The sequence below is a fragment of the Micromonospora reichwaldensis genome (assembly GCF_031845925.1).
GTDB classification, from domain to species: Bacteria; Actinomycetota; Actinomycetes; order Mycobacteriales; family Micromonosporaceae; genus Micromonospora; species Micromonospora reichwaldensis.
In genome coordinates, this window is the sequence record NZ_JAVRFL010000001.1 from 169,388 (window position 1) to 195,573 (window position 26,186).

Below are 26,186 nucleotides of genomic sequence, written 5' to 3' on the forward strand. Positions count from 1 at the left end.
AGCCTAACGGTGTGGCATGCCGGCCGCGCCGTCAGCGGCGCCGCGCCCACCGGTTGGTCGCGGCCCTCCCGCGTCGTCAGTGGTCGCCGCCGCGGAGCTGGTCGACGGCGTGGCGGAGGATCGGCCCGAGCACGGCGAGGCCGTCCCTGGCCCCGCCGGTCGACCCGGGCAGGTTGACCACCAGCATCCGGCCGACGACGCCGGCGAGCCCCCGGGAGAGCGCGGCGGCGGGAACCTTGTCGCGGCTGTGCGCCCGGATCGCCTCGGCGATGCCGGGGATCTCGTGATCGAGCAGCGCCCGGGTCACCTCGGGGGTGCGGTCGGAGGGGTTGATCCCCGTACCGCCGCTGGTCAGCACCACGTCGATCCGGTCGGCCAGGGCGGCGCGCAGCGCCTCGCCCACGGGCTCGCCGTCGGGCACCACCACCGGCCCGTCCACCTCGCAGCCGAGGTCGCGCAGGCCCGCGACGAGCAGGGGGCCGCTGGTGTCCGCGTACACCCCCGCCGCGGCCCGGTTGGACGCCACGACGACCCGGGCCCGGATCACGGCCGCTCCTGCGGGCGGACCCACAGGCCGGTCTTGCCGCCCTCCTTGCGCAGCACCCGGACCGCGTCGACGCTGGCCGCCGGGTCCACCGCCTTGACCATGTCGACGAGCGCCAGCCCGGCGACGGCCACCGCGGTCAGCGCCTCCATCTCCACGCCGGTGCGGTCCGCCGTCCGCGCGGTGGCGGTGATCTCGACGGTGTCGCCGGTGAGCGTCAGGTCGACCGTGACGCCGTGCAGGGCGATGGGATGGCAGAGCGGGATCAGGTCGGGGGTGCGCTTCGCGCCCATGATGCCGGCGAGGCGGCCGACCGCCAACGCGTCGCCCTTGGGCAGCCCGTCGCGGCGCAGCAGCTCGACGACCTCGGGCGTGGTGCGGAGCCGGCCGGCGGCGACGGCCAGGCGGCCGGTGACCGCCTTCGCGGAGACGTCGACCATGCGGGCCGCGCCCGCCGGATCGACGTGGGTGAGCTGCGCGGGATCGGTCACGCTCGCGAGCCTATCTTTCCGGTACGGGTGCACGGGGGTCACCGGCGCGGGCACGCCTCGCCGGGCGACGAAGGGCCCGCGCCGGCTGAACCGACGTCCCTTTCGATCGCGCGACAGCCGCGACTCCAGGCGAGTGGGCCACCCCTGCCGCGAATTCGGAACGCGTTTCCGGTCCGTTGTCCCACGGCCGTTTCCCTCCCACTTCATGGACCGGACCGATAGCCCTCCCTTCCCGGTGGACGGTGGCCCGGGATGCCGTCCTGGAACGACGGGACGTCATTGACTCCGCAACACCACGGAAGCGATCATCACCATCGGGAGAATCTTCCGGCCACATCGATCGGGGCGGCGACGGGCAACGTACGGAGTGCATCTTGCTGCGGTCGTTCCGTGACCTTGTCGGGAGCGGCAGCAGGCGGTGATCGCTGACGGAACCACCCGGGCGGACGGGCGTACCGGCACGGAAGCGGTGGCCTCGACCACGCGATGTGCCCGGGAGACGGGCCACGACCCGGTGCCACGCCGCCGGCCGCTGCAAACTGCACCGTCGTGTCCGATGCGCCGACGCCGCCACCGGTTCATTATCTAGCGTTAACCGGAAGTCGATAGAAACACAGCACTGAGTTCCCGGCCAGAAGCGGAAAGTCACGCCGCAGGGCACGGTTCTCATCCATTGCCCATAGTCACATATATCCCTCCATAATTGGCCGAACCGCACTTAGGCTGTCGGCGTCGCGGCACACAGCCGCGCAAGGGCCAACGCGAAACCGGGGAGGGATAGCGATGTCGGCACACGAGTGGAACTGAGGATTGTGGCTGGCGCGTGACCGCGGGTAATCTTGGCGTGCTTTGCAGTCGGAAGCAGTCGGGATGCCGTGACACGACTGAACGTGGGCAAGACAGAGGCCGAGCGGCGGCTCACGCTGCACGTCGGCCTCGTCTGCGTTGCGGCCGCCATCGCAGCCGCCCTGTGTCTCCGCGAGCTGACCCGGCTGGACTGGTCACGCAACCACCTGACGCTCCCGCTCACTCTGATCTGCCTGGCTCTCCTCGCCATGACGATCAAGTGGCGGATCCGGATCCGCGCGACGGTCCACGCGATCTCCTGGAGTGAGACAGCGATCATCCTCAGCCTGGCGGTCGCGCCAACTCCGCTGGTGATCCTGACCACCGGCATCGGGGTGGCGATAGCCCAGTACATCGCCAAGCTCCCGCCCTTGAAGGCCGCCTTCGGAGTGGCCAAGACCATGCTGCTGGCGGTGGGCGGCGGAGCAGCCCTCCACGCGGCCGGAGGATCCCCACCGATCACCGACCTGTGGCCGGCCCTCGGCCCGATCGGGGTCGCCTACGCCGTCACGGTGGTCCTCGACGAAGTGCTGACCCTCCCGGTCATCGCACTCGCCACGGGCACCCGGCTCAGGCAACTCTTCCGCGAGGACCTCGGGCTGCGCCTGACCAGCGCGCTGGCGCGCTTCGTCCTCATCGTCACCACGTTGTTCATCCTCCATGGGGACCCCCGGCTCCTGCTGGCGGTGCCGCCCCTCGTGCTCAGCCTCCACCTGCTCTACTCCAACCAGGTCAAGGCCCGCACCGAGCAGCAGGCGTGGCAGCGGCTGGCCCGCACCACCGACGCGCTCAACGTCGTCGACCTGGACAAGGTCCTCACCACCGCGGTCACCCAGGCCGCCGAACTGTTCTCCGCCGACGAGGTGGAGATCGAGCTGCGCGACGGTGGCCGGACAGTACGCGGCGGCGCCGTCGCCATCACGTACGACGGGCCGGCCGGCGAGCCGACCGCCGTGGACGGCACCGTGGTCCCCGCCGCCCTGGAGGGACACGACCGGACGGTCGACGTGGGCGTACTGCGGCTGCGGTTCCGGGGTCCCGTGCAGCTCTCCGAGCGGGAGCAGTACACGCTGCGCACCTTCGCCTCGGCGCTCTGCACGGCGGTGCGCAACGCGCAGGCGTACGCCGAGCTGGCCCGGGTCGCCGACGAGCACGCGTACGCCGCCACCCACGACGCGCTGACCGGGCTCGCCAACCGTCGACACCTGCTCGACCAGGGCACCGAACAGCTCGACACCCGGCACGCCGACGGGGTTACCGCGCTGGTGCTGATCGACCTCAACCACTTCAAGGAGGTCAACGACACCCTCGGGCACGCCGCCGGGGACCACGTCCTGGTGCAGGTCGCCGAGCGGCTGCGCGACGCCGCCCACAAGGGGGACCTGGTGGCCCGGCTCGGCGGCGACGAGTTCGCCGTACTCCTGCGGGGTCTGCCGGCCCCCGCGGTGGCCGCGCACCGCGCGGAGACCCTGCTCGCCACGCTGCACGAGCCGTTCGACCTCGACGGCATGCGGATCAGCGTCGAGGCGAGCGGCGGGATCGCCGCCGCACCCGCCACCGGGGGCATGCCGGAGCTGCTGCGCCGCGCGGACGTGGCCATGTACCAGGCCAAACGGGCCGGTCAGCGGACCTCGACGTACGCACCGACCCGCGACACCGCCGACCTCGGCCGGCTCACCCTCGGCGGCGAACTGCCGCGCGCCGTCGCCGACCACGAGTTCACCGTCAACTTCCAGCCCATCGTCGACCTGGGCACCGGCCGGGTCACCGGCGCCGAGGCCCTCGCCCGCTGGCACCACCCCACCCACGGGATGATCGATCCGCTGCGCTTCCTGGAGGCGGTGGAACGCTCGGGCCTGCTCCCCGCCTTCGCCGAGGCGATCCTCGACCAGGCCCTGATCGCGGCGGGCAGCTGGCGGGACGCCGGCTTCGACGTGCCCGTGGCGGTCAACGTGTCGCCGCGCAGCCTCCTCGACGCCCGTTTCCCGGGCTCCGTGCTCGCCCGGCTGCGGGCCCACGACCTGCCCCCCGACCGGCTGGTGCTGGAGCTGACCGAGACGCTCACCCTCAGCCAGCTCGACGTGGTCGACCGGGTGCTCAGCCGGCTGCGCGACGAGGGGGTCCGGCTGGCGCTCGACGACTTCGGCACCGGCTACTCCTCCCTGTCGCTGCTCTCCCGCATCCCCGTGCACGAGCTGAAGATCGACCGCAGCTTCGTGACCGCCATGGAGACCTCCGCCGAGGCCGCCGCAGTCATCCGCTCCACCCTCGACCTGGGCCGCAGCCTCGGGCTCGACGTGGTGGCCGAGGGCGTGGAGAGCGAGCCGCAGCGCCGGGCCCTCTGGGAGTTGGGCTGCACGGCCGGCCAGGGGCACCTCTTCGCCCGGCCGGTGCCCGCCGGCACGCTCCTCGCGGCGTTCCGGCGCGGCTCCGGGGGCAGCCCCGGCACCCTCGCCCCTCCGCTGCACGACGCCGGAGCCGTGATCCGGCTCGCCCCGGGCCGCCGGCCGGGCGGGCGCGGCCGCACCGACCGCCACCTGCCCGCCTGACGCGGCGGCAGGCGCCGTCCGCCCACCTGACGCGGCGACGCGCACCTGCTGCCAGACTGGCCCGCGTGACCGCCGCCCCGACCGCCCGCCGCCGTGGCTGGCAGCGCCTCGACTCCGCCGCCGGCGGCCTCGCCCTCGACCTCGGCCTGTACGCCGGGTCGGCGGCGTTCGCCGCGATCACCGCCGCCACGTCCACCCTGCTCCCGCACCGGGCCTGGGGCGCCGTCGCCGCCGTCGGATACCTCCTCGCGGCCCTCGCCGCGACCGGCCAGCTCCTGCTGCGGCGGCGCGACCCCGCATCGCCGCCGGCCGGGCTGCGGGCCCGCTGGGCGGTCACCGGGTTCGCCTGGTTCGCCACCGCCCTGCTGCCGCTGGCCTGGCAGAGCCTCCAACGGGCCGGCGGACGCACCGACCGGGCGCAGGAGGAGGTGCTGGTCGTCGAGGAGTCCGGCCGGCGGCTCGTCGACACCGGCACGCCGTACCTCGGGCGCGACGCCATCGCCGCCCTGCCACCCGGCGAACAACTGCTCGGCTACACCCCCTACCAGCCGGGAATGGCACTGTTCGGGCTGCCCCGGGCGGCCGTCGACGCCTGGTGGACCGACGCCCGCGTCTGGTTCGCCGTCGGGACCGCGCTGGCGCTCGCCCTGGCCGTCCGCGCCCTCACCCGCGGCGTACGCCGGAGGACGGACGACCACACCGGCGCCGCCCTGCTCCGGGGCGTACAGGCCGCCACCGTCCTCCCGATCTGCGCGCTCACCCTCGCCACCGGCGGCGACGACCTGCCCGTACTTGCGCTCTGCCTGCTCGCCCTCGCCCTCGCCGCCGCCGGCCGGCCGGGCCGGGCCGGTCTCGCGGTCGGCCTGGCCGGGGCGCTGAAGCTCTTCGCCTGGCCAGTCGCCCTCGTGCTGATCATCTGGGGGCTGACCCGGCGGGCCGGCCTGCGGGTCGCCGCGGGCGCGATCGGCGTGCCCGCCGCCGCGCTGCTGCCAGCCCTGCTCGTCGACCACGACGCGCTGGTCGAGAACGTGCTCCGCTTCCCGCTCGGGCACGGCCTGGTGACCAGCCCCGCCCAGTCGCCGTTCCCCGGCCATCTGATCGCCACCGCGCTGCCCGCCGGCCGCGCCGTCGCCGTCGCCCTCCTGCTCGCCGCCGGGCTGGCCATCGCCGTCCGGCTCGCCCGCCGTCCGCCCCGCACCGCCGTCACGACCGCCCTGATCTGCGGGTACGGCCTGCTCGCCGCGATCCTGCTGATGCCCACGACCCGCTTCGGCTACCTGCTCTACCCGCTCGCCCTCCTCGCGTGGGCCCCCGCCCTGCACCCCCCGGTTTCCGCGAACCGGCGGGCGGAGGCCGGCGACACGGCGTAGACCTGAGGCATGACCACCTACCGCGACCGCGAAGAGGCGGGCCGGACGCTCGCCGAACGGCTCACCGCGCTCATCGGTGCACCGGACGTCATCGTCCTCGGGCTGGTACGCGGCGGCGTGCCCGTGGCCCGGGTGGTCGCCGAGCGGCTCGGCGCACCCCTCGACGTGCTGGTCGTCCGGAAACTCGGCATGCCGTGGGCACCCGAGGTGGCCTTCGGCGCGCTCGGCCCCGGCGGCGTGCGGGTCCTCAACGACGTCGTCGCCAGTCGGCTCACGGAGGACGACGTCGCCGAGGTCGTCCGCCGTGAGGAGGCCGAACTGGAACGGCGGGAACGGCTCTACCGCGCCGGTCGTCCACCGCTCGACCTGACCGGACGCACCGCCGTGATCGTCGACGACGGCCTGGCCACCGGGGCCACCGCCCGCGCCGCCGTCCAGGTCGCCCGTCACCTCGGCGCCCGCCGGGTCGTGGTGGCCGTCCCGGTCGGCTCGCAGGAGGCGTACGAGATGCTGGCCGCCGAGGCCGACCAGGTCGTCTGCGCCCAGCACCCGCCGGAGTTCATGGCGGTGAGCACCTACTACGAGGACTTCCACGAGGTCGCCGACTCCGAAGTTACGGAAGCGCTGACAGCGACTGCGTGACCTGACCGGGTACGGTCGGAGGATGAGCCTGACCTGTCCCAAGTGTCACGGAGAAATGCGCCAGTACGAGCGCAGCGGCGTCACCATCGACCAGTGCGGCGAATGCCGGGGGATCTTCCTCGATCGCGGTGAGCTGGAGAAGCTGTTCGAGGCGGAGGCCAACTGGAGTCGCCAGCAGGGCGCGGCGGCCCCGGGGCAGCCTGCCCACCAGCAGGGCGGCTACCCCGGCCAGCCGAGCCACCAGCAGGGTGGTTACCCGCCCCCGCCGCCCCCGCCGCCCGCTCCCGCCCCGCACCAGCCGGGCTACGGCACCGTCCCGCCGCCGCCCCCGCCGGTGCACGGCTACCCGCCGGCCCCCGCCTACGGCCAGCAGCACCACGGCTACCACGGGCACTACAAGCGCAAGAAGCACAAGAGCTTCCTGGACGAGATGTTCGGCTGAGCCACTCCGTCGACCGGGCCGGTGCCTCGACCGGCCCGGTCACCCGTGGTTCCACGCCATGCGCCACCGCCGTTCGCCGTGCCGAGCGGCGGCGGCCGTGCGACGCTGCGCTCCATGACGCACCGCGGACGACACCTCGCGCTGGCGCAGGCGTACGACGGGATCATCCGCGTCGTCACCGACCTCGACGACGCGGACCTGCAACGGCCCACCCGGTGCCGGGGCTGGCTCGTCGCGGACCTGCTGTTCCACGTGCTCTGCGATGCCCAGCGAGCGCTGGTCGCGCTGGCCAGCCCCGCCGAGGGCCCGGCGGACGTGGACGACGTGACCTACTGGCGCGCGTTCCCGTCCGAGGAGGACGCCGACGGCGCGCGGCACGCCTGGTGGGCCCGCCGCTCCGCAGCCGCCTTCGACCGCCCCGGCGGGATCGTCCGGCTCTGGACCGACACCGCACCCGCCGCCGTACGCGCCGCGGGCGCGGCCGATCCCGACGGCCACGTGAACACCCAGGGGCACGTGCTGCGGGTGCCGGACCTGCTCGCCACGCTGACCACCGAGGCCGTCGTGCACCACCTGGACCTGGTCCTCGACCTGCCCGACGCGCCCCTGCCCGGGGTGCTGGCCACGCGGGTCGCCGTGACCACCATGGACGGCCTGCTCAGCGATGACGCCGTCCGACCGGCCGCGTGGAGCGACGCCGAGTTTCTGCTCAAGGCCACCGGCCGACTGCCGCTCACCGACCGCGACCAGCTCGAACTCGGCGAGGTCGCCGGATGGTTCCCGCTGCTGGGCTGACCGGCGCGGCCATCCTCAGACGATGGCCATGTCCACGAAGCGCGACAGGTGGAGCTGCGCGGCCACCGTCACCGTGTCGGTCGGACCATTTCTGTGCTTGGCAACAATAAAATCCGCCTCCCCGGCACGCGGCGACTCCTTGTCGTAGTAGTCGTCGCGGTGCAGCAGGATGACGACGTCTGCATCCTGTTCGATCGAGCCCGATTCACGCAGATCGGACAGCTGCGGTCGCTTGTCGGTGCGCTGCTCCGGGCCACGGTTCAGCTGACTGACCGCGATCACCGGGCACTCCACCTCCTTGGCGAGCAGCTTGAGGCCACGGGAGAGGTCCGCGACCTCCTGCTGCCGGCTCTCGGTGCGCTTCGGAGAGGTCATCAGCTGGAGATAGTCGACCACGATCAGCTTGAGGTCGTGCCGCTGCTTGAGCCGGCGCGCCTTGGCCCGGATCTCCATCAGGTTCATGCTCGGCGTGTCGTCGACGAAGAGCGGCGCCTCACTGATCTCGCCCATGCAGCGGGCGAGCTTGGTCCAGTCGTCGTCGGAGAGCTGGCCGCTGCGCAGGACGTGCAGGGGCACGCGCGCCTCGGCCGACAGCAGCCGCATGACGATCTCGACCTTGCTCATTTCCAGCGAGAAGATGGCCGCCGCCTGGTTTGCCCTGATCGCGGCGTTGCGCGCGAAGTCCATGCTCGCCGTGCTGTTGTGTGTCGGGATCATCGCCCGACCCGCAAGGTAGAGGTGCTCGGGATTGTCCACCGTGACGCACCGGACCGGCACGCTCGCCACCGGTCGGACGTCGACGATGAAACGGCTGTCCGTCCGGGAGTTGCTCTCGCTACGGCGCCGCAGCCGGTGCGCCTCCCGCTTGCGGGTCAGGCGGAACACTTCGTCCCTCGTCGTGAAGTTCAAGTTGAAGGCGATCGAGCTTTCCGCGGTGCGCCCCTTGACGGTCTTCCGGCTGACCGAGCAGCGGTACCCGAGACTGACGACCAACTCGTGCACGTCCTCGGCGAGGCGGGGGGACGTCGTGGTGAACTGCACGTTCCCGCTGACGGTCACGGTGCCGTCGGTGTCGAGCAGCCCGGCCAGCAGCGCTCGCCGCTGCGCCTCCGAGGCCCGCAGGTACGCGGCGGGGACGTGCTTGTCGCCCAACACCCCGGCCGCCCGCAGGTAACCACGGAAGGAGCCGTAACGCTTGTGGCAGTCGCGGCACCTGCGACTTTCGTTCCAGGCGCTGGCGTCCACTCTCCCGCAGTGGGCGCAACCTTCGCGCCGCGCCGCAGGGACGAGTCCTTTCGACCGGCCCCCACACGACTGGCCGCAGGTATGGATCGCCGGGCCACGAGGCGTGAAGACGGCGTGGCAGACGACGCATTCACGGTCCGGGATCGCGGGCAGCCGCGGCGGACGAATGGTGTAGACCATCGGCCCCGAAGGTCTGACCTCGAAGCCGTCGGACTCGATTCCGGCCAGGATCTCCGGGTCGACGGTGGTGACCCTTCCTTCCGCCGTGTGGCCGTCGCCGAGCCAGACGCCGAGCGTGTACGGCGCAAGCGGGAGTTCGCGTTCCGGAAGGCGGAGTGCGGCGGCGTTCTCGACCGCATGATTGAGTCGTCGGTCGGCCGTGTTCGTACGCAGGGTCGCTCGTATCTGCTCCGTCGTCACCACGTCTTGCAGCTCCGCCGCCGCCAGGCTCTCCGACCACTGCTCGACACGCTCCAGCAACTGGCGGTAGAGACGGCGGGCCGGATAGGCCCTGGCCGGGCGCACACGCGGGCGCCTGCGCATGACGACGGGCGACTCGTCGGCGATGTCGCGCGTCACCCGGTGGGCGGTGTGCGTGAACTCCGGGCCGAGCACGGCGGCCAGCTCCGCGATCGTGACGTCGTCGCCGGGCGCCGCGCCGGCGGCTGCCCGGTGCAGCCGTTCGATGGCCTCGGGAGACCAGTGGTTGCGGCGGCGGGCGGGGGCAGCGCGGCGGCTTGCCCGCGTAGTGGTCTTCCACAGGTGTTCACCGTCGGCGACGATCACCGAGCCGTCGGAAAACTCGACCTCGTAGCACGGCCGGTCGTGCCGTACCTCGAACGCGGCGGTGACCTTCGTCGGCAGGCCGTCAGCGCTCAGCAACTCGTCGCCGACCTTCACGTCCCCCATGGTGGTCCAGCCCGTCGGCGTGGGAAGGGGGGTGTCCAGCGCGAGCGCCTTGCCCAACCCGGGGCGTCCGGCAACGATCACCAACTGCCCCGCGTGCAGGCCGTTGAGCAGCCGGTCCAGGTCGGTGAAGCCGGTGGGGACGCCGGTCATGACGCCGCCCTGGGCGCCCACCGCCTCGATCTCGTCCAGTGTCGGCTGGAGCATGTCGGCGAGTACGGCGAAGTCCTCGCTGACGCGGCGCTCGGTGACGTCGTAGACCGCCTGCTGGGCGAGGTCCACGATGTCGTCGACGTCGCGGCTGCCGCCCTGGCTCGTGCCGTAGCCCAACTGCACGATCTTGGTGCCGGCCTCGACCAGGCGCCGCAGGACAGCCCGCTCGCTGACGATCCGGGCGTAGTACGCCGCGTTCGCGGCGGTCGGCACGCTGGCGATCAGCGTGTGCAGGTAGGGGGCGCCGCCGATCCGCACCAGGTCGCCGGAGTCGGCCAGGGCCGCCGCCACGGTGATGGAGTCGGCCGGCTCGCCCCGGCCGTAGATCTCCAGGATGGTGTCGAAGATGGTGGCGTGCACCGGCCGGTAGAAGTCGTTGGTCTTGAGGATCTCGACGACGTCGGCGATGGCGTCCTTGGAGAGCAGCATGCCGCCGAGGACGCACTGCTCGGCGGCGACGTCCTGCGGCGGGGTCTTGTCGAACTGGCCGTCGCGCTGCGGCGGCGGGGACGTCTGCCCCCCGCCCGATCGCGAGTCCGCCCGCATGTCGTCGGTGACCGACACGGGTCCCCCCTCCACTGCGTCGGATCTGGATCCAGCCCTGTCGCCGGGGTAGACAACCTCGACCTGCCGGTCGATCGGGGGTCATCGCACGGCCGGTCGGGGGCCAACCATACGGAACCCGAGGTCAGCCCCTCAACCACGTCGGTGGACGAGCCTCGGGACAACCTGTGGACGGCGGGGGACGAGCATGTGCGCAGGGTGTGCACAGCCTGTGGACAACGGCTGGGGAATTCTCCGGCTCAAGGCGCTGAGCTGCGGAAACACAATCCCCAGCCTGTGGACGACAAGTTTTTGGTCGAACTGCGCGGTCGAACGTCCCGTACTATCTCCAGCGAACGGCTACACCTGCACAGCGGATTGCGCCATCGGTTGAGAAGGGTCACGCTCCGGCCGTGAGTAACCGGGACTGGGGACGCGGAGAGGGCGGTCCGCGCGAGCCGGTCGCCCCCTGGGACGATCCCGCCGATCCGGCACCGGTCGATCCGTACGAGCGCGCTCCCGCGCGGCACCGCACGCCGAGCCGGCGCCGGGCCGTCGAGCGCGGGCAGCGGGAGCCGGTCGACAGCTACCTGCCGCGTTGGGCCCTGGAGTCGGGGATCCGCAGCGTCGACGGCGGTGGCCGCCACGCCGCGCCCGACGACGAGGTGGGGATCGAGGCCGAGCAACCGCACTCCGGTGCCTGGCGGGCCACGGAGACCACGAGCAGCTGGCACCGGGTCAGCGAGACGAGCTGGCGCGAGACCCCGGCGATCGGCGCGGCCCCGCAGTCGGAGCACACCGGGGAGTGGACGTTAGGCGCCGCCCCGCAGTCGGAGCACACCGGAGAGTGGACGTTCGACCGTCCGCAGGAGCGGGGATACTCCGGGCGGCGGCGAGCCGAGGACGACCCTGTCTCGGGCTCGGCGCCGCCGAGTCGGCCGAGGCGCTTGCCGTCGCAACGCCCGCAGGTCGTCTGGTCCGGCCTGGAGGAAGCGGACGTGTCCGGGGCCGTACCGGATCGGGAGGCCGAGCGGCCGGCGCGCCGGGGCCGGCGGACGGCGGAGGACCGCCCCGCCGTCGATCCCTGGGACCGGGAGTCGCACCTCGCCGCGTCCGAGAGCACGCCTTCCCTTCCGGCGGTGGACGCGTGGGACGCGTCGGGTGTGCACGCGTGGCGCCCGGCCGGTGAGGTCGACCGCTGGGACCACACCGACACTGGCCGGTGGGACCGGGCCGACGACACCGGCAGCTGGGACCGGAGCGACGGCACGGGTCGGTGGGACCGGGCCGACGGTACCGGTGAGTGGCGCCGGTCCGACGACACCGGTGCGTGGGAGCGGTGTTCCGACGACGGTGGGTGGGACAGGACCGCGCCGGGTTCCGGCGGGGGCGCCGTGCAGGAATGGCCCTGGCCGGGGCGGGACGACCGGAGCGAGGGTTTCTGGTCGGGCACCCGGCTGGCGGGCGACGATCCCCGCTGGATGGACCCGCCGGCGTCCGCGCCCCGGTCACCCGTGGTGCCCTACTCCGCGCCGCGGCCGCGTGCGGCACCGCGTCGGCGCGTGGCCGAGCCGGTCGGTGCCGCGACGGCGTCGGCCGTACGCCGTCGGGCCGGGACCGCCGGGGCGGGGGCGTGGGGCCGTCGTATCGAGGACGACCTGCTCGATCCCGATCCGGGCGGGCCGTGGCGGTCGCTGCTCTACACGGTTGCGTGCTATCTGGTGCCGGCGGTGCTGATCTTCGTCTGGTTGCTGACCCTGGACGGGCAGGTGCCGGCGGGGTGTGTCACCGACATCAGCGGAGGGGGTTGCGACTCGCCCCGGGCGCGGGCGCTGGGCTCGCTGGCAGCGGGCCTGCCGCGCTTCGGGTTGGCGCTGGCCAGCAGCCTGGTCGTGGCGCTGCTGCTGCGCCGGGTCGGGACGACGTGGCGTTCGGCCAGCGTCGCGCTGGCGGCGGCCGTGGTCGGCGGCGGTCTCTCGACGGTGATGATCAGCGCGGTGACGGGCCAGCCGATCGGCTGACGAGCCGCGATCATCGAGTGCTGGGCCCACGCGGATCAGCGCGACCGCACGACCATGGTGCCGCTGCTCGCCGAAGGCGCCGGCCAGCTTGTCGGCTGATGATCAGCGTGGCCGCCCGGTGGCTGACGCGCCGCCGCCCTGGTCGGCCCGCACCCGCGACGAGCTGGCCGACGCACGAGCGGGAGAGTACGCCGCAGGCCGTACACGAACAGGGCCCGCACCGGTCGGTGCGGGCCCTGTCGTGGTGCTCGGGTGAGGTGTCAGCCCTGGACGACGTTGAGGTCGAACTTGGCGGTCACCTCGGGGTGCAGCTTGATCTGCACCGGGTAGGAGCCGGTCGACTTGATGGGACCGGACAGCTCCAGCCGACGACGGTCGAGGACCGGACCACCGGCGGCCTTGACGGCGTCGACGATCTCGGTCGGGGTGACCGAGCCGAAGAGCCGACCACCGTCGCCGGCGCGGGCCTTCAGGTTGACCTTGAGGCCCTCGAGCTGGCCCTTGACCTCGTTGGCGTGGCCGAGGTCGCGGATCTCGCGGGCCGAGCGGGCCCGCTTGATGACCGTGACCTGCTTCTCCGCACCCTTGGTCCAGGCGATCGCGAAGCCCTGCGGCAGCAGGTAGTTACGGCCGTAGCCGTTCTTGACCTCGACGATGTCGCCCGGGGCACCGAGGCCGGACACCTCCTGAGTCAGGATGATCTTCATATCGGTGCCTCCTCTCAGCGGGCCGTGGCCGTGTACGGCAGGAGCGCCATCTCACGGGCGTTCTTGACCGCACGGGCGATCTGCCGCTGCTGCTGCGAGGTCACGCCGGTCACCCGCCGAGCGCGGATCTTGCCGCGGTCGGAGATGAACTTGCGCAGCAGCGCGGTGTCCTTGTAATCGATGTAGGTGATCCCGTCCTTGTCGAGCGGGTTCACCTTCTTCTTCGGCTTGCGAAGTGCAGCGGCCTTGGCCATTGCTCGTGCTCCTGGTTTGCGATCGCGGGCGCTCGGCGCCATTAGAACGGGGGCTCCTCGTCGAAGTTGCCGCCACCCGAACCACCGCGCGAGGGTGCCGGTGCAGCCGAGGCCCAGGGGTCGTCGAAGTTGCCTCCGCCGCCGCCCTGGCCACCTCCACCACCACCGCCGCCGAAGCCGCCGCCACCGCCGCCGGAGCGGGACATCTTCTGCACCTTCGCCGTGGCGTAGCGCAGCGACGGGCCGATCTCGTCGACCTCGAGCTCGATGACGGTGCGCTTCTCGCCCTCGCGCGTCTCGTAGGACCGCTGACGCAGCCGGCCCGAGACGATCACGCGGGCGCCCCGCTGGAGCGACTCGGCGACGTGCTCCGCCGCCTGGCGCCACACGGTGCACGCCAGGAAGAGCGGCTCGCCGTCCTTCCACTCGCCGGAGGCCTTGTCCATGAACCGGGGCGTCGAAGCGACCCGGAACTTGGCGACCGCCGCACCGGAGGGGGTGAACCGCAACTCGGGGTCATCGGTCAGGTTGCCGATGACCGTGATGGTGGTGTCTCCTGCCATGACCATCTCCTCGCGCACTCATCAGTTCTGCCGTACAGGCTCTCAGAGCCCTCCGACAGTGCCGATGAGGCTGATCCGGGTGAACCGGGTTGAATGCTTTAGCGCATCTCCGGCCGGATGACCTTGGTGCGCAGCACGGACTCGTTGAGCCGCAGCTGACGGTCCAGCTCGGCCACCGCTGCGGGCGTCGCCTGCAGGTCGATGACGGCGTAGATGCCTTCGGCCTTCTTGTTGATCTCGTACGCGAGGCGCCGGCGGCCCCACACGTCCGTCTTCTCGACCGAGCCACCCGCGGTCCGGATCACGTTCAGGTACGTGTCGAGAGACGGGGCGACGGTGCGCTCCTCGAGGCTGGGGTCGAGGATCACCATGACTTCGTAATGACGCAAGACGTGCTCACCTCCTGTGGGCTAAGCGGCCACGGTCCTTCCGTGGCAGGAGGTCGTGCGTCGTGGCCCGCGCCGGTTCCGGGGGAACCCGGCCGTACGCGGACAACCGGACCAGGATACCCGGTCCCGACGATCATGCCCGGGGTGGTCGGCGGGGCCGTTCCACCGGGCGAGGCGACGGGGGCCCGCATCGACGTCGCTGTCGATGCGAGCCCCCGTACACGAGGCCGCGGGGCGTCCCGTCCGCATTCCTTGGGTGGGACCTGGGGAGGAACGACCACACCGATGAGGTTGGACCGGGGACGCCCCGCGGAGCTTTATCGTGTTGTTACCTGACGTTACAACGGCTCTTGCCCCTTGTCGGGGGAAATGGCGGAATTCTCCGACAAATTTCCCGATGAGCCCGGTTCTGTCAGGGCGGGCCCCCGCCGCGCCGGGCCGCGCGACGGGGGTGCCCCCGCTCTCGGGCGGTTCGACGCGCCTCCGGGGCAGGCCGACCAGCGGCCGTTCCGGGCCGGCTGCGGCAACCGTGGATCCCACTCGCATCAACGACCGCCGACGCCGGGAGGTGACGCGAGGGACGGGGAGTTCACCACCGCCGTCATCCCGGCTGTCGGCGACGCGACGTAGGCTCCCCTGCATGCGTATCGGAGCCCACGTCGATTCGACCGACCCGGTGGCGGAGGCGACCGCCCGAGGGGCCGAGGCCGTGCAGTTCTTCCTCTCCGACCCCCAGGGGTGGAAGGCGCCGCAGCCGCGGGAGGACGCGGACCGGCTGCGGGCCGCGGGCGTCGACCTCTACGTGCACGCGCCGTACGTCATCAACGTCGCGACCCTGAACAACCGGATCCGGATCCCCAGCCGCAAGCTGCTGCTCGGGCACGCCCAGGCGGCCGCCGCCATCGGCGCCAAAGGGCTGATCGTGCACGGCGGGCACGTCAACGCCGGCGACGACCTGGCCGTCGGCTTCGACAACTGGCGCAAGACCTTCGCGTACGCGGCGGACTCCGGCGGCTTCGGCGTGCCCGTCCTGATCGAGAACACCGCCGGCGGTGACAACGCCTGCGCCCGGCGGCTCGACGCGCTCGCCCGCCTCTGGGACGCCGTCGGCGATCACGAAGTGGGCTTCTGCCTGGACACCTGCCACGCCCACGCCGGCGGCGAGGAGCTGCTCGGGCTCGTCGACCGGGTCAAGGCGATCACCGGCCGGATCGACCTGGTGCACGCCAACAACTCCAAGGGCGCATTCAACTCCGGCCAGGACCGGCACGACAACCTCGACGGCGGCACGATCGACCCGGAGCTGGTGGTGGCGGTCATCCGCGCGGCCGGCGCACCGGTCATCGTCGAGACCCCGGGCGGGGTCGACGGTCAGGGCGCCGACATCGCCTTCCTGCGCGACCGGCTGGGCGCGGGGAGCCCGGCGGCATGACGACCGAGCAGTCCGCCTCCGGCAGCCCCCGTCCCGACGCCGCCGCCGAGGCGGCCGACGCTGCCGGGAAGCCGGAAGCCGCCGGAAAGGCCGACACGACCGGCGCCACGACCGGCCCGGCCGCCGCCAGGACCGCCGGGGCCGAACCCAGGACCGGCGGGACCCAATCCAAGGCTGAAGCAGCCGAGCCCAAGGCCGGTGGAACCGACAACGACGGCGCCAAGGCCGGCTCAGCCAGCAAGACGGACACCAAGGCGGGCAAGGGCGGCGCCAAGGCAGCCGACAAGCCGGACGCCAAGGCGGGCTCAGCCGGTACGGCCGGGGCCGACGCCGGGGGCAAGGAAGGCGACAAGGCGGCCGGCAAGAGCCAGGACGGGGGTGACAAGGAGGGAAAGCCGGACCGGTGGGAGGCCTTCGCGTCCGCCCCCGAACCGGTGCCCTCCCGGATCGGACGCGCCGCGCGGGCGGTCGGTCGCCGGCTGATCCACGAGTGGACGCTCGCGACGCTCGCCTCGCTGGCGTTGGCCGTGCTGCTGACCTGGCCCACGCTGCGCTACCCGCGACACACCCTGCCGCAGGACTACTGGGATCCCAGCCTCCAGGCGTGGCAGATGGCCTGGTCGGGGCACATCCTGCTGACCAACCCGGGGCAGCTGTGGCAGTCGAACACCTTCTTCCCGGAGTCCTGGAGCTTCGCCTTCTCCGACACCCTGCTCGGCTATGCCCCGGCGGGCATGATCGGCACCGGCCCCGAGGCCGCCGTGCTCCGCTACAACATCATGTTCGTGCTGGCCCACGCGCTCGCCATGCTCGGGGCGTACGCGCTGGCCCGTCAGCTCGGCGCCGGCCGGATCGGTTCCGCGGTGGCCGGGGCGGGCTTCGCGTACGCGCCGTGGCTGCTGGCCCAGGCCGGGCACCTGCACGTGATCTCCAACGGCGGCATCCCGCTGGCGTTGGCGATGCTCGCCCGGGGGCACGGCTGGTCGTTGCGGCACGGGTACCGCCCCGAGCGCCGGCACGACGGTTGGGTCTACGCCGGCTGGTTCGTGGCGGCGTGGCAACTCAGTCTCGGCTTCGGCATCGGGCTGCCGTTCGCGTACTTCCTCGCCGGGACCGTGCTGGTCGCGGCCGTCACCTGGTTCCTGCGGCGGTGGGTCGTCCGGCCGGTCAAGCGCCCGTTCGGCCGCCGGTTGCTGATCGCGGACCTGGTCGGTGGCCTGTTCTTCGCCGGTGTCGGCGGTCTGCTGGCCATCCCGTACTTCAAGGTGGCGGGGGCGCACCCGCAGGCGGAGCGTTCCATCGGCGACATCGGCGTCTACTCGCCGCCGGCGGCCGGCTTCTTCACGGCGCCCGCCGAGTCGCGGGTCTGGGGCGCCCTGCACGAGGGCGCGCGGGCGGCGCTGCCCTGGCACCCGGAGATGACCCTGCTGCCCGGCTTCGCGCTCTACGCGCTCGCCGCCGGCGGGCTCTTCTTCTCGGTGTGGAAGCTGCGCCACCGGCTGCTGCTGCTCGCCGGGGTGGTGGTGACGATGGTGCTCGCGATGGGCACCCGGTTCTTCGACGGCACCTTCACCTACGTGCCGCTGTTCGATCACCTGCCCGGCTGGAACGGCATCCGCACCCCGGGCCGGCTGATGCTCTGGACCACGTTGCTGCTCGGGCTGCTCGCGGCGGGCGCGGTCAGCGCGTTCGCCACCCGGGTACGGGAGGTCTACGCCGAGCGGATCCCCTCCTGGCCGAGCCCGTGGCTGCGGCTGGCCACGCTGCTGCCGCTGGTGCTGGTGCTCGGCGAGGGGTTGAACGCCACGCCGCACCCGGTCGTGCCGCCCCAGCCGGCCGCGATGCGCACCGTGGACGGGCCGCTGCTGGTGCTGCCGAGCAGCCAGAGCCTCGACCAGCCGGTGATGCTCTGGTCCACCAGCAAGTTCCAGGACGTGGTCAACGGGGGCAGCGGTTTCACCCCGCGCCAACTCGACGACGTACGCCGGGTGACGCTGGCCTTCCCCGACCAGACCAGCGTCGACTACCTGCGCGTTCTCGGCGTACGCAACGTGCTGCTGATGCGGGACCACATCGCCGGCACGCCGTGGGAGATCACGGTGGACGCACCGGTCGACGGGCTCGGCATCACCCGCGAGGAAATCGGCGACGTGGTCGTCTACCGCCTCTGACCGGCGTTCTCCCGGCCGTCGGGGTCGCCTCCGACGGCCGGGAGCGGTCAGGCGGCGGCAGGCGTCGGCTCGGCCGGCACCTCGGGGCGGCGTCGCCAGCGGTCGAGCCAGGGCGCGTCCGGGGCGCCGTCGAGCAGCCCACCGTCCGGGTCGTCGGCGTAGGTCCGGCGCACCGGGTCGAGTTCCGGCCGCAGGATCTCCCGGACGACCAGCACGCAGAGCACCACGACGGTGGCCAGGCGCAGCGTCGAGGCCAGCACGAAGACGCCCTCCGGGAAGACCGGCTTGCTGGTCGCCGCGCCGAGCAGCTCGCCGTAGAAGGCCACGAAATAGCAGACCTCGGCCACCTGCCAGGCGAGGAAGGCGCCCCACTTCGGGCGGGCGAGCACCACCAGCGGCAGCAGCCAGAGCACGAACTGCTGCGACCACACCTTGCTGAAGATCAGGAAGGCGGCGACCACCAGGAACGCGAGCTGGGCGAGCCGGGGCCGACGCGGGGCCAGCAGCCCCAGCGCGGCCACCCCGAGGCAGGCCAGCGCGAAGAGGGCGTACGACAGGGTGTTCAACGTCGGGATGTTGGCGTTCAGCCACTCGAACGGCCCGAGGTCGGCGGGGTTGGCGTTGCCGAACTTTCCGTCCACGTAGCGGCCGATGTACCAGAGGGTGCCCCAGTCGATGGGCCGGGTCGAGTTCAGCTCGAAGAAGCGGTCCCAGTTCTCCCGGTAGGGAATGGCGACCGGAAGGTTCACGAGGACCAGGGAGACGAGGGCCGCGCCGAAGGCGGTGAGGGCGGCGCGGAGCCGCCCGGCGCGCAGCCCCAGCACCAGGATCGGGCCGAGGATGAACAGCGGCCACATCTTGGCCGCCCCGGCGAGACCGAGCAGGACGCCGGCCGCCAGTGGTCGGCTGCGGGCCCAGGCGAAGAGGCCGAACGCGGCCAGGCCGATGGCGAGCAGGTCCCAGTTGACCGTGGCGGTGAGCATCAGCGCGGGGGCGAGCGCGAAGAGCGCGGCGTCCCATGGTCGACGGCGGCGCAGGGCGAGGAGCACCGCCACGGTGGCGACCGCCAGCGCGCCGAGCACCAGCGCGTTCAGGTTGTAGAACCACATGCCCTGGTTGAGCCCCGGGTCGTTCTGGCCGAGGGCGTGCACGGGCAGGCCGAGGGCGCCCATGAAGTACCCGGTGAGCACCGGATACTCGACGGGGTGGTCCTGGTAGGGCACCGCACCCTCGTTGAGCCGCTCGGCGTAGTAGAGGGCCAGCACGTCGGTGTAGCAGAACCGGGTGTACTGCACGTTGTTCTGCCAGGCGCCGTCCTGGCAGGGCGACTTCTGCACCCAGTGCAACGCCAGGGTCAGGCAGACCAGGGCCAGGACAATGCGGGTCGCGGTCCAGAACCGGCTCTCCCGCCCGGCGGGCCGGTCCAGGGCGACGGCGTGGTCGCCCAGCGGGCCGCCGATCGCGCCGGAGACGCCCCGGACGAAGCCGTCGGAGCGGGACGGATGGTCAGGGGCACCGGCGTCGTCGATGCCTCGCGTCGACTGCGTGCTCATGAGGGTGCATCCTGCCGTACATCGGGCCTCCGCGTCCCCTCCCTCTCACGACACGTCGATACGCGGAACGCCGCCGGCGGCCGGAGAGTCGCTCCGGCCGCCGGCGGCGTTCGTCGATCAGTCGTTGTCCGGTCTGGGTGTCAGGCTCGGTAGCAGCCCGCCGCCGCCACCGTCCCGGCCGGGACGCGGATCGGTCGGGGTGGTGGGCGCGGTGGGCCCGCCGGGGCCACCGGGGCCACCAGGGCCACCGGGGCCGCCGGGAGGGTTGCCACCGCCGTTGTTGCCGCCGGGGCAGAACAGGCCGAGCGGATCGCAGTTCGGCGGGCCCGTCGGAGGCGGCGGGGGCGGGGGCGCCTCACCGTTGCCGGTGTTCGGGTCGCCGACGTTCGCCGCAGGCGGGAAGTCCTTCTTCTCCCGGTAGGTGTCTCCAGTCTTGTGTGCCTCTTCCATGAACCGCTCCCAGATGTCGCCCGGAAGGTTGGCACCGCTGACGCGGCGGCCGTCCTTCAGTTTGAGCGGGAGCCGGTTCTGCAAATTGCCAACCCAGACGGCGGTGGCGATCTGTGGGGTGTAGCCGATCATCCAGGCGTCGCCGTTTTCCGGGCTGTCCGGCTTCTGCTCCCAAGTGCCGGTCTTGGAGGCAGCCTTCCGAGCGTCCTCCAGCCGGTGGTTGACCTGCGCTGGGTACTGCTCGAGCACCGACGTCACGTCGGCGACGACACCCTTGTCCACGCGCTGCTTCGGGGTGAGCTTCTCACCGCCGACCTTCTTCCACTTTCCGGTGGTCTCGTCCCGAGCCTCGACCGAGTAGAGGAAGTGGGCCTTATTGTAGACGCCCTCGTTGGCGAAGGTAGCGACGCCGTTGGCGTGATCCAGAACCGTTACGGGGTACTGGCCGTAACCGACCACGTGGAAGAACGGGTTCGGGGCGATGTCCTTCGGGTCTTCCTTGGTCAGGTCGTAGGCCTTCGCCGGGTTGGTGTCCGTCCGCCACATAGTGGTGACGCCAGCGTCGGCGGCCATCTTGATGACCTTGTCCGGACCGATCTCCTGGGTCACGTGATAGAAGGGCACATTCAGCGACTTGAGCGTGGAGACCTTCAGTGTGCAGGAATCGCCACACTCCGGGTTGTCGACGCCGGCATTGCTGACCTTGAACTTGGTGCCCTTCGGGGTGAACGCCTTGCCCTTCCAGCGTGACTCGAGGGCCTTACCCTCCTTGAGTGCCGCTGCCAGCGTGTAGATCTTGAAGCTGGAGCCGGGCGAGTGCCCACCAGTGACGTTGCCGTTGGAATCGGTGTTCTTACCGGCGTAGTCGGTTCCGGTGCCGTTGTCACCGCCGTAGTAGGCGAGCACCCGACCGGTGTCAGGGTGGATCGCCACTACCGCCGCCATCAGGTTCTTCGGCTGGCCGTTCAGTTCGGAGCCCTTGGTCTTGCGCTGGGCCGTCTCGACCGCCGCCGCCTGGATCTTCCTGTCGATCGTGGTACGGATCCTGTAGCCGCCGGACATCAGGGCCTGCGAGCAGAGCTTCTTCTGGTCGGTGACCTTCGATTCATCGTCAACGCAGAGGCCCTGGTCCCGCATCTCCTGCTTGACGTAGTTGATCACGTTGCCGTACGGGGTGTTGACGCCGAAGTCGATGCCGGCGCCGCCCTGGTTCGGCTTCTTGGGCATCGGGTAGTCGGCCAGGGTGGGCGCCGCCGGCTTGCCCGGGGCGTTCAGCCAGCCCTCGGCGACCATGCCACCGATCACGTACTCCCAGCGGGACTTGGCGTCGGCAAGGTTCACCGCCGGGTCGTAGCCCTTGTGGCCCGCGCCGGCCTCCGGCTGCTTGATCAGCGCGGCGAGAACCGCGCCCTCAGCCACGCTCAGCTTGTTCGCCGGCTTGCCGTAGTACGTCTGCGCCGCCGCCTCGATGCCGTGCGCGCCCCGCCCGAAGTAGATGATGTTCAGGTAGTGCTGCATGATCTGCGGCTTGGTGTACTCGTCGTTCAGCTTGGAGGCGAGGATCGCCTCCTTGACCTTCCGGGCGTAGGTGTCGTCCTTCAGGTTGTCGAACGCGTTGCGCGCGTACTGCTGGGTGATCGTCGAGGCGCCCTGCTTGCTGCCGCCGGAGACGTTGTTCCACGCGGCCCGGACGATGCCCTTGTAGTCCACACCCGAGTGCTCGTAGAAGTTGCGGTCCTCGGCCGCGGCGACCGCGTCCTGCACGTGCTTCGGGATCTGGTCGATGGTGACCAGGGTCCGGTTCTGCGTGCCGACCTTCGCGATGATCGTCTTGTTGTCGGACGCGTAGAGGGTGGTCGCCTGCGGCGGCGTGGTGTCCTCCGGAAGGACCACGTTTGTCGAGTAGTAGGTGAAGCCGACGACGCCGAGCCCGGCGAGCATGATGAACACGGCGAAGGCGGCGATCAGCATGTTGACCCGCTTGCGCTTCTTCGCCCGCGACCCACCGGCGGGGTCACCCGCGCCGCGCCCGCGCCGGCCGGGGCCGGTCGGCCCGCCGGGCCCACCCGGGCCGCCTGCGGCCGGGGAGACGCTCGCCCGGGCCGAGGCACGGCCGCTGACGCCGCCGACCGCCGCCGACCCGACGCTGGCCCGTCCTGCCGGGGCGGTGCCGACGGCGGCGGAGCCCACCGAGGCGCGACCCGCCGGCCCGCCGGCCGGGGAGACCGGCACCGAAGCGCGACCCGAGCCCGCCGCCCGGCCGACGCCGGGCGCAGGCGAGACCGGCACGGCCCGGCCCGGCGCCGCCCGACCGACCGAGGCCGAACCCACCGAGGCGGAGCCCACCGAGGCTGTTCCGGCGCGCGGCGGGACGGCTGCGGACGCCGAACCGGAGACGGAACCGGCGCGCGGCGGAACGGCGGCCGAGCCGCCGACCGAGGCCCGTCCGCCGGCAGCGGCGCGGGGCGCGACCGAGGCGCGGCCCGCGGGTGCCGTACCGTCCTGTGCAGCCGACCAGCCGCCCCCGGAGGCGTCACCGCCGGGGTCGCCGTGCTGGCCCGGGATCTGGGCCCGCCCGCGCGGGGAACTGGAATCGCCGTACGAGTTCATTCCTCACACCCTGCCGTCGCGGTGGGACGCGACTGCGCCGCCACCGGTTTGCCGTGAGATGGGACACCTGTCGAGGGCGGCACGTGCGTGCCGGTCGACCGGTGCCACTTGCGAATCAATCGGGCCAATCAGACCAACGATCCGTCGGTCTCCCCAGGCGTGCGTGCGCTGGCCGGGGTCGGCCGATCGAGCGAAGATCACCGTTGCGCCTCTCGCCTCCGTCGACTGCCCGCACCGTTGCCCGAGGCGGCCGCGCCGCCCACCGCGTCCTGCTCCTGCCCACCCTCCGGACTCCCGGCCAGGCCGTCCCGGCCGAGCAGGTACTGCTCGACGAGATGGTTCCAGTCACAGCCGAGGCACACCTCCACCACGAAGACCTGGAACTCACGCACCGTCATCGCCAGCACCGGCAACTCGGCCAGTGTCCGGGCCTGACCGGCGGACTGCTTGAGTTCGTCGCCGTAAATGTAGTGGACGTGGGTCAGGTTCTCGCTCCGGCAGATCGGACACCGCTCGTCGGTCGGCTCACCGTGGAAGCGGGCGGCGTTCTTCAGGTAGGGCGAGGCGTCGCAGACGTCGTACGTGCCGACCCGGCCCGCGAGGAGCTCACGCAGCACCGCTCGCTTCCGGAGCGAGTAGTCGACTACCTGGCGCTGCGTACGCATGCGGAGAAGGGTACGCGGTCTCGTCAGACGGGGCGACCACGGTGACGATGCGTGACCGAAGAACCTCGGAGCGGGGGTTTGCCCTGATCACGGCGATCCGCTAGCGTGCGATGTATCGGTCCGATACATCGCGGCGGTTACCGCTCCGCGTAGAGGGTACAGAGAGGATGGCCCGTGCTCGAGCTCGCCATCCTCGGCCTCCTGCAGGAGTCTCCGATGCACGGCTATGAGCTGCGCAAGGAGCTGACCGCCAAGCTCGGTGCGATCAGGGCGGCGATCAGCTACGGCTCGCTCTATCCCACGCTGCGCAGGTTGCAGGCGGCGGGATGGATCACCGAGGCCGCGGAGGCACCCGCCACGGTCGAGGAGGTTCCCGCGCTGACCAGCCGACGAGGTCGGGTGGTCTACGAGATCACCGCGGAGGGCAAGGAACGCTTCGCCCAACTGATCGCGCAGACCGGGCCGGAGACGTACGACGACACGGGCTTCGGCGTGCACTTCGCGTTCTTCGCCCGGACCGACCAGGCGACCCGACTCCGCATCCTGGAGGGTCGCCGGCGAAAGATCGAGGAACGCCGCGAGGGGCTTCGCGACGTGCTCGGTCGGGCGGCCGAGCGGCTCGACGCCTACACGCTGGAACTGCAGCGCCACGGCCTGGACGCCTGTGAGCGCGAGGTCCGCTGGCTGGAGGAGCTCATCGCCAACGAGCGCTCCGGCCGTGCCCCGACGGTCCCGTCAACCGGGACGGCCGGCGGCCGACGAGAAGACAACAGCCCGCCTCCGCCTGGAGAGTCCAGGAAAGAGCGGCCGTGATGAAGAAGAAGGAGGCAGACGCTATGGGCTCCGTCCGCGTCGCCATCGTCGGTGTGGGTAACTGCGCCTCGTCCCTCGTACAGGGCGTGGAGTACTACCGCAACGCCGACCCGAACGACCGCGTCCCGGGTCTCATGCACGTCACCTTCGGCGACTACCACGTTTCGGACGTGCAGTTCGTCGCGGCGTTCGACGTGGACGCCAAGAAGGTGGGCATGGACCTCGCCGAGGCGATCGTCGCCAGCGAGAACAACACCATCAAGCTCTGCGACGTGCCGCCGACCGGCGTCACCGTGCAGCGCGGTCCGACCTTCGACGGTCTGGGCCAGTACTACCGCGAGATCGTCGAGGAGTCCGACGCCAAGCCGGTCGACGTCGCCCAGGCGCTGCGCGACGCGCAGGTCGACGTCGTGGTCTCGTACCTGCCGGTCGGCTCCGAGCAGGCCGACAAGTTCTACGCCCAGGCCGCGATCGACGCCGGCTGCGCGTTCGTCAACGCGCTTCCGGTCTTCATCGCCTCCGACCCGGAGTGGGCCAAGAAGTTCGAGGACGCGGGCCTGCCGATCGTCGGCGACGACATCAAGAGCCAGGTCGGCGCCACCATCGTGCACCGCGCGCTGGCGAAGCTGTTCGAGGACCGGGGCGTCGAGCTGCTGCGCACGTACCAGCTCAACTTCGGCGGCAACATGGACTTCATGAACATGCTGGAGCGCAACCGCCTGGTCTCGAAGAAGATCTCGAAGACCCAGTCGGTCACCTCGCAGATCCCGCACGAGATGAGCAAGAGCGACGTGCACATCGGCCCGTCGGACCACGTGCCGTGGCTGGACGACCGCAAGTGGGCGTACATCCGCCTGGAGGGCCGCTCGTTCGGCGACACCCCGCTCAACGCCGAGCTCAAGCTCGAGGTGTGGGACTCGCCGAACTCGGCCGGTGTCATCATCGACGCCGTCCGCGCCGCGAAGATCGCGCTGGACCGGAAGATCGGCGGCCCGATCCTGTCGGCCTCGTCGTACTTCATGAAGTCCCCGCCGGTGCAGTACGCCGACCATGACGCGCACGCCGCCGTCGAGGCGTTCATCGCCGGTGACGCCGAGCGCTGACGCGCCGACAGCAGCACCATCGAGGGCCGGGTCCGTTCGGATCCGGCCCTCGCCGCGTCCGGCCCTTCCGCAGCCGTACGCGCAACGGGCCACCGGCCTCACACGGGGTCGAACGGACGGCGACGCACCGTTACGCTGACCGACGTGACGTCCCTCCCTCATGGCGGCGCGCGACGGATCGTCGGGGCCTTCGCCGTCGCGGTGCTCCTACCGGTCCTCGTCGGCTGCGCGGCACCGGGATCCGACCCGACCACCGCGCCGGCCGGCGGCGTGGCACCGGCCGGCGGCACCACGACCGCAGCCGGCACGGCACCGGACGGCGGCGTCGGCTCGGCCCGCCCGACCGCCTCCGCAGCGCCGCCCGAGGCCGACTGCGTCAGGGCGGGCACGCCGGTCGCGCGCCCCGGGCAGGTCGCCCCGTCCGGTGGCGGTGTCCCGGCCGCCACGTCGCGTCCACCCGGCACCCGACAGCCGCTGACCGACGAGCAGCGTCGCGCGGAGGAGTTCCGCCGCCAGCAGGCGGCCAACGACGCCTTCCGGCAGCGCGGGACGCTCGGCGAGGAGGCGGCCAGCGGCGCCCGGGCCTGCGCGGCGAAACTCAGCAGGAGTCTCAACCTGCTGACCGCCGGCGGCCGGGACCAGCCCGGGCAGGAGGCCGTCCGGCGGGCGATCGTGGCGACGGGACTGACCGGGGTCACCGTGCGGGCGCCGGGGCGGCTCGACCTCGGCCCCGTCGACGGGCTGGTCTTCGCGGGCTGGACCGGCCGGGCGTGCGTCTTCGGCAGCGTCCGGGCGGGCGACGTCACGGTGGAGATCGGCGCCCGCATCGCCGACGGCGGCTGTCTGCCCGCCCCGAGCTGAACCGGGCG

Annotated in this window: 20 protein-coding genes and 1 pseudogene; 11 read left to right on the plus strand and 10 right to left on the minus strand. The window is 72.0% G+C overall.

The genetic code is table 11. The features are described 5' to 3' along the window. Positions 1-76: 76 nt before the first annotated feature. Positions 77-547, minus strand: coding sequence for a MogA/MoaB family molybdenum cofactor biosynthesis protein (locus RM555_RS00830; RefSeq protein WP_311409941.1), 471 nt, complete (start codon positions 545-547; stop codon positions 77-79). Beyond that, the gene (gene moaC, locus RM555_RS00835) at positions 544-1,035 is read right to left on the minus strand and encodes a cyclic pyranopterin monophosphate synthase MoaC (RefSeq protein WP_311409942.1); all 492 of its coding nucleotides are present in this window, start codon (positions 1,033-1,035) and stop codon (positions 544-546) included. The genes RM555_RS00830 and moaC overlap by 4 nt, the downstream gene beginning before the upstream one ends. An 890-nt stretch (positions 1,036-1,925) precedes the next feature. Between moaC and RM555_RS00840 the strand changes: the two genes are divergently transcribed. The 5 genes and pseudogenes from RM555_RS00840 to RM555_RS00860 all read left to right on the plus strand — a co-directional run bounded on the left by RM555_RS00840 (position 1,926) and on the right by RM555_RS00860 (position 7,679). Further along, positions 1,926-4,430, plus strand: coding sequence for a putative bifunctional diguanylate cyclase/phosphodiesterase (locus RM555_RS00840; protein WP_396888648.1), 2,505 nt, complete (start codon positions 1,926-1,928; stop codon positions 4,428-4,430). Positions 4,431-4,495: 65 nt separating this feature from the next. Next, positions 4,496-5,820, plus strand: a pseudogene (locus tag RM555_RS00845) (glycosyltransferase 87 family protein); the annotation flags it as partial. Further along, positions 5,810-6,442, plus strand: coding sequence for a phosphoribosyltransferase (locus tag RM555_RS00850; protein WP_311409944.1), 633 nt, complete (start codon positions 5,810-5,812; stop codon positions 6,440-6,442). The pseudogene RM555_RS00845 and the gene RM555_RS00850, both read left to right, overlap by 11 nt. Before the next feature lie 22 nt (positions 6,443-6,464). Continuing rightward, positions 6,465-6,884 (plus strand): TFIIB-type zinc ribbon-containing protein, encoded by a 420-nt coding sequence (locus RM555_RS00855; protein ID WP_311409945.1) that lies wholly within the window; start codon positions 6,465-6,467, stop codon positions 6,882-6,884. A gap of 114 nt (positions 6,885-6,998) precedes the next feature. Next, positions 6,999-7,679, plus strand: a complete 681-nt coding sequence (locus RM555_RS00860) for a maleylpyruvate isomerase N-terminal domain-containing protein (protein ID WP_311409946.1) — start codon at positions 6,999-7,001, stop codon at positions 7,677-7,679. 15 nt (positions 7,680-7,694) lie between these two features. On the opposite strand, the gene dnaB is transcribed toward RM555_RS00860, so the two are convergent. Further along, positions 7,695-10,607 (minus strand): replicative DNA helicase, encoded by a 2,913-nt coding sequence (gene dnaB, locus RM555_RS00865; protein ID WP_396888649.1) that lies wholly within the window; start codon positions 10,605-10,607, stop codon positions 7,695-7,697. Positions 10,608-10,999: 392 nt separating this feature from the next. Between dnaB and RM555_RS00870 the strand changes: the two genes are divergently transcribed. Further along, positions 11,000-12,607, plus strand: coding sequence for a hypothetical protein (locus RM555_RS00870; protein ID WP_311409948.1), 1,608 nt, complete (start codon positions 11,000-11,002; stop codon positions 12,605-12,607). A 260-nt stretch (positions 12,608-12,867) separates the two neighbouring features. Here RM555_RS00870 and rplI read toward each other — a convergent pair whose 3' ends face one another. From rplI to rpsF, 4 genes are all read right to left on the minus strand, one after another. Continuing rightward, the gene (gene rplI / locus RM555_RS00875; protein WP_089002825.1) at positions 12,868-13,314 is read right to left on the minus strand and encodes a 50S ribosomal protein L9; all 447 of its coding nucleotides are present in this window, start codon (positions 13,312-13,314) and stop codon (positions 12,868-12,870) included. A gap of 14 nt (positions 13,315-13,328) precedes the next feature. Then, complete coding sequence (gene rpsR, locus RM555_RS00880) at positions 13,329-13,568, minus strand: 30S ribosomal protein S18 (RefSeq protein ID WP_007073789.1); 240 nt, start codon at positions 13,566-13,568, stop codon at positions 13,329-13,331. A gap of 41 nt (positions 13,569-13,609) precedes the next feature. Beyond that, positions 13,610-14,149, minus strand: coding sequence for a single-stranded DNA-binding protein (locus tag RM555_RS00885; protein ID WP_199729229.1), 540 nt, complete (start codon positions 14,147-14,149; stop codon positions 13,610-13,612). Positions 14,150-14,229: 80 nt separating this feature from the next. Then, positions 14,230-14,520 (minus strand): 30S ribosomal protein S6, encoded by a 291-nt coding sequence (rpsF, locus tag RM555_RS00890; protein ID WP_121397433.1) that lies wholly within the window; start codon positions 14,518-14,520, stop codon positions 14,230-14,232. A gap of 640 nt (positions 14,521-15,160) precedes the next feature. On the opposite strand from rpsF, the gene RM555_RS00895 reads away from it, so the two are divergent. Both RM555_RS00895 and RM555_RS00900 read left to right on the plus strand, forming a co-directional pair. Continuing rightward, on the plus strand, positions 15,161-15,952 hold the full coding sequence (locus RM555_RS00895; protein WP_311409949.1) for a deoxyribonuclease IV: 792 nt from the start codon (positions 15,161-15,163) through the stop codon (positions 15,950-15,952). Then, the gene (locus tag RM555_RS00900) at positions 15,949-18,123 is read left to right on the plus strand and encodes a hypothetical protein (RefSeq protein WP_311409950.1); all 2,175 of its coding nucleotides are present in this window, start codon (positions 15,949-15,951) and stop codon (positions 18,121-18,123) included. Before RM555_RS00895 ends, RM555_RS00900 begins: the two co-directional genes overlap by 4 nt. 47 nt (positions 18,124-18,170) lie before the next feature. On the opposite strand, the gene RM555_RS00905 is transcribed toward RM555_RS00900, so the two are convergent. The 3 genes from RM555_RS00905 to RM555_RS00915 all read right to left on the minus strand — a co-directional run bounded on the left by RM555_RS00905 (position 18,171) and on the right by RM555_RS00915 (position 23,401). After that, positions 18,171-19,676: a glycosyltransferase family 87 protein gene (locus RM555_RS00905; RefSeq protein ID WP_311409951.1), complete on the minus strand. Its 1,506-nt coding sequence runs from the start codon at positions 19,674-19,676 to the stop codon at positions 18,171-18,173. 117 nt (positions 19,677-19,793) lie between these two features. Next, positions 19,794-22,736, minus strand: coding sequence for a transglycosylase domain-containing protein (locus tag RM555_RS00910; RefSeq protein ID WP_311409952.1), 2,943 nt, complete (start codon positions 22,734-22,736; stop codon positions 19,794-19,796). Positions 22,737-22,933: 197 nt separating this feature from the next. Beyond that, positions 22,934-23,401 (minus strand): DUF5318 domain-containing protein, encoded by a 468-nt coding sequence (locus RM555_RS00915; protein WP_311409953.1) that lies wholly within the window; start codon positions 23,399-23,401, stop codon positions 22,934-22,936. 174 nt (positions 23,402-23,575) lie between these two features. On the opposite strand from RM555_RS00915, the gene RM555_RS00920 reads away from it, so the two are divergent. The 3 genes from RM555_RS00920 to RM555_RS00930 all read left to right on the plus strand — a co-directional run bounded on the left by RM555_RS00920 (position 23,576) and on the right by RM555_RS00930 (position 26,178). Beyond that, the gene (locus tag RM555_RS00920) at positions 23,576-24,214 is read left to right on the plus strand and encodes a PadR family transcriptional regulator (protein WP_121397428.1); all 639 of its coding nucleotides are present in this window, start codon (positions 23,576-23,578) and stop codon (positions 24,212-24,214) included. Positions 24,215-24,237: 23 nt separating this feature from the next. Next, a complete protein-coding gene (locus RM555_RS00925; RefSeq protein ID WP_089002814.1) occupies positions 24,238-25,317 on the plus strand; it encodes an inositol-3-phosphate synthase in 1,080 nt (359 codons plus the stop codon). Between the two features lie 144 nt (positions 25,318-25,461). Next, complete coding sequence (locus RM555_RS00930) at positions 25,462-26,178, plus strand: hypothetical protein (RefSeq protein WP_311409954.1); 717 nt, start codon at positions 25,462-25,464, stop codon at positions 26,176-26,178. The last annotated feature ends 8 nt before the right edge of the window (positions 26,179-26,186 follow it).